The organism is Vibrio ordalii ATCC 33509 (assembly GCA_000257205.1).
Classification (GTDB): Bacteria; Pseudomonadota; Gammaproteobacteria; order Enterobacterales; family Vibrionaceae; genus Vibrio; species Vibrio ordalii.
Genome location: AEZC01000101.1, coordinates 1 through 4,170 on the forward strand (window position 1 = coordinate 1; position 4,170 = coordinate 4,170).

Sequence of the window (4,170 nt, forward strand, 5' to 3'; positions counted from 1 at the left end):
AAACTATGTGATTGGGGTGAACGAACGTAGCCAACACCGCTGCGGCTTCAAGTAGGGAGGGTATATAGCTATGACCATTTTACTTAGGTGTATAATATCATGAATATTAAACAAAAATTATATTCACTGGGTGTTATTGCGGTTATAGGGGTTCTGGCAATGTTAACCACTACCTCGCATTTTTCTCAAACCACTGAAACACTCAATCAAGCCATGAGTATTGTTAATAAACTTGAAATTCGATTGCTCAACTTACGGCGTAATGAAAAAGATTTCCTTCTACGAAGCGACGCAAAGTATCTTGAAACTTTCAATAAAAATAGCAATCTTTTTTTGGAACTGGAACTGGAACAGGAATTATCTTCTATCCTATCAGCTCGTAATCTCCCCTCTAGCAACCAACTCAAACAAGACCTTCTACTTTATAAACAAGGCTTTGAAAAATTAGTACAAGCTTATGGACTGCATGGATTAAATGAAAAATCTGGCCTTTTAGCGACTTATTTACAAGCATTGGAAACTGTAAAAATGAATGCTACAGATGAAATGCTATTAGATCTAATCGCGTTTGATCAAAACGTGCAAGCAGGAGAGTTAAAGAGTGGCACTGTAACTGACTATTACCCCATATTGGTACAAGCGGCAAAAAGTCTCATTGAACAAAAAAAAGTGATTGGCCTGAAATATAATCAAGGCTTACTTGGCGAAACACGTAAGCTTTCTCACAACGTTGAAACCCAGTTCGTTAGCTTTTCTGAAGCACTGAATAAAGAGATTACGATTATTGAGCAAGAGGTTAACTATGTTAAGCAAGGCGTCAGTTCGTTAGTCATATTGCTAATCCTTGGGTTCATTCTGCAAATAGCGCGTTCTATTAATGTGCAAGTGAGTAAGTTGCTGTCAGTCATGCAAACAATTTCCAGCAGTAACAATATCAGTTTGCGTGTTGAGCTCAGTGGTCGCAATGAACTAGTGTCAATTGCAACTTACTTTAACGTCCTACTCGATAAATTCGAAACTCTGATCGCTGGCTCTCAAACAAAATCTCATCAGTTATCAAGCAGTACGTCTAGCATGCATAATGAGTTAGAAGATGTGATTGAGCAATTTCACGTTCAAGCAGACCACACTACAACCATGGCAACGGCTGTACAAGAAATGGTGTCCACCATCAGTGAAATATCAGAAAGCACTAGTATCGCTGTAGAAGGCGTTCATAAAGCAGCACACAATGCCCAGAAAGGACGTTCTGTCGTAGAGTCGACGGTTAAAAATGTCGATGAGCTCTCACGTATCCTAGAAAAAAGTCAAACGTCGATTACCTCACTCAATAAAAATGTTGAACAGATAGGCGGTGCCGTTAATATCATTCAAGGTATTGCAGAGCAGACTAACCTACTCGCCTTAAATGCGGCGATTGAAGCCGCGCGCGCCGGAGAGCAAGGTAGAGGCTTTGCGGTAGTCGCAGATGAAGTTCGCGCTTTAGCCAGACGCACACATCAGTCAACAGAAGAGATCACCAACGTAGTTTCAGCTATTCAAAGCCAAATGAGTACCGTTGTGAGCGATATTGCACAGTGCAATACACAAGGCCATACGACGTTAGCAGCCTCAGAAGCGTTAGATGAAAGTTTACGCCAAATTATCTCTGATATGGAAATGATACAGAGCAACTCTGAGCGAATCGCCTCAGCCATTGAAGAGCAAGGCATTGTGATGAACCAAGTCAGTGAATCGATCACTGAGCTTAACTCGATCTCGGATAACAATATGCATTCAGCAAAACAGTGCTTGAGTGAAGTCGATATCGTTTCCCAGCAAGCCAATGATATGGATAAGGCGGTAGCCGAATTCCAAACTCAACAATCAGCATCTTAACCATAAAACTAAGCGGCAGTTTGAGAAAGAATAAGCAATGGGTTATTTTTGAATCCCTTCAACATGAAGTTCCATATCGACATAGCTCGAAGTGCCCATAACTGCAATATTGAAATCTGCAAGCTCAATACGCGTTGTACCAGAAAAACCAGCACGTTGACCACCCCATGGATCCTTACCCGCACCAATGAACTCGGCATCAATGGTAATAGGTTTGGTTTGACCATGCAAAGTAAGATCGCCAAGTACGGCTAATTTACCATTCCCTTTATCAACTACCTGAGTACTGGTAAACGTGGCTTGTGAATATTTTGATGCATCAATGAAATCTGCACTACGAATATGTTTATCACGCTCAGCATGGTTACTGTCCAAACTGCGAGTATCCACATTAACTTTCACTTTTGAGCTTGCAAGGTCGTTAGGGTCGTAGGAAAACTCACCATCAAACTTATTAAAGCGGCCCTTGGTAAAGCTATAACCAAGATGGCTGACTTTAAAGTTAATAGAAGCATGCGCACCTTTAGTATCTATAACATAGTCAGCAGCGTTTGCACTTAGCGGCATGAGCGTTGCGAAAGCCAATCCAGTAGCAAGTAACGTTTTCTTCATTTAGAAACTCCTATCATTTTTCGTAGCGTATTATCTTTATCAACAAAATGGTGCTTGAGTGCGGCAACAGCGTGCACGCCCGCTAAAATAATCAGCGTCCAAGCTGCGTAAAAGTGAACCGTACCAGAGAGATCGGCTTGTCCTTCAAACAGCAAGCCCATACTTGGTACAGTAAACCAATTGAAAACATCAATCCCTCGGCCATCTTCTGTTGAGATTAAATAACCGGAGACAAACAGCGTCATCAATAATAAATACATTAATCCGTGGGCCGCTTTAGCCGCAAGGCGTTCGTAGCGACCACCATCAATGGCAGGAGACACACTCACCGACTTCCATAGTATGCGAAACAGAGTGACAGCGAGCAGCAATAAACCGACAGATTTATGCCAATGTGGTGCGGTGTTGTACCATTGGCTGTAATAGGTTAACTCTACCATCCAGATCCCGGCACCAAACATACCGATGATAACGAGTGCGGATAACCAGTGGATAAGACGCGCGACTAAGTTGTAATTTTTAACTTCAGTTGTCATAAATTTTCTAAACCAGCAAGTGAAACAGCAACAAATTGAATTGAATCTATATTCTAGCCTAAATTATTAACACAGTATTTACCATACTTTACATTGTGAACATACTTTAGTACCGATTGAGTTATTCGAAAAAACTGAAGGAACTTATTGTGGATATAGATAACCACGACTTAGGCTCAAACAACTTGAAACAACGGTAGCTTCAAATCATAAGGGTATAACACCTGTAGAATGCGCGAATTAGAAGAATAGTGTGAAAGATCAAGAACTCGCCATTTGCCGCTCGTGCTTGTTGATAACTGTGATAATCTTGCTGGGCTTTATTAGAGGAGAATAACAAGTTGCTACTGGACATACTCACGCAAAGCGTCAACGAATTTCAAGCTGACTGCCTAAAACTTTGTGAAAAGCACTACCCGACCATACACAACCAAGGAATGAGTGAACATCACTTAGGACTTGCTTTTGCTCGTAGGTTGGCTCGTACACTCAGTGAATTTGGGCACCCATGTCACTATTCTGCTATTGAATCAATCCCTCAACGGGACATGCCACACCACTACCGAGTGAGCAGTGATGCCGGAACAGTATGGATCCTGACTCACCATATGGTCAGTGCCGGAAAAACATGTCGAGAAAAGTTGATGCAGGACATTGCGCAGTGGAAATATGAGTACGCTTACGCGATTCAACCGAATGATTTACTGTTATTACTGACCGATCACTGGATCAGTCGTAGCCAAAAAAGTCGCGAGTTACTTCATTGGTGGACAGGGCAGTTACCCGATGAGATAGATCAATACCTTGCTCAAGGTATCACGCTGTATGAAAGTGATTCACTCCTGAACCAATCTCTAGAAAATCGATTTCAAATTAGCCCTTGCTATATTAAATTTAGCCACCCTTTAAAGCGCTCAAAAAATCAGCAGCTAGTTCGCAAATACATCCAATTGTATGCGGTATTGCAATGGGCATAACTTAAATAAAACATCCTTATTATCTCCAAAATTTTCAATTTATCATCCAACCCTCACTGCCGGAGAAATTTGATATCAGTCGAATTTATGGCGTTATGCGCTTCCCTACCTTTTTGTATGTTCATCACAGGAAACTACGCATCAAAACATCACTTTAGGCGCTAAAA

4 protein-coding genes are annotated in these 4,170 nt (G+C 41.4%); 2 read left to right on the forward strand and 2 right to left on the reverse strand.

The genetic code is table 11. The annotated features are described in order from the left end of the window. Positions 1 to 99 precede the first annotated feature (99 nt). A complete protein-coding gene (locus tag VOR_RS0107335) occupies positions 100 to 1,878 on the forward strand; it encodes a methyl-accepting chemotaxis protein (RefSeq protein ID WP_010319058.1) in 1,779 nt (592 codons plus the stop codon). Positions 1,879 to 1,920: 42 nt separating this feature from the next. On the opposite strand, the gene VOR_RS0107340 is transcribed toward VOR_RS0107335, so the two are convergent. Then, positions 1,921 to 2,490, reverse strand: a complete 570-nt coding sequence (locus VOR_RS0107340) for a YceI family protein (RefSeq protein ID WP_010319059.1) — start codon at positions 2,488 to 2,490, stop codon at positions 1,921 to 1,923. Further along, positions 2,487 to 3,026 (reverse strand): cytochrome b, encoded by a 540-nt coding sequence (locus VOR_RS0107345; RefSeq protein WP_010319060.1) that lies wholly within the window; start codon positions 3,024 to 3,026, stop codon positions 2,487 to 2,489. Before VOR_RS0107345 ends, VOR_RS0107340 begins: the two co-directional genes overlap by 4 nt. 341 nt (positions 3,027 to 3,367) lie before the next feature. On the opposite strand from VOR_RS0107345, the gene VOR_RS0107350 reads away from it, so the two are divergent. Next, positions 3,368 to 4,003 (forward strand): hypothetical protein, encoded by a 636-nt coding sequence (locus tag VOR_RS0107350; protein ID WP_010319061.1) that lies wholly within the window; start codon positions 3,368 to 3,370, stop codon positions 4,001 to 4,003. Positions 4,004 to 4,170 lie beyond the last annotated feature (167 nt).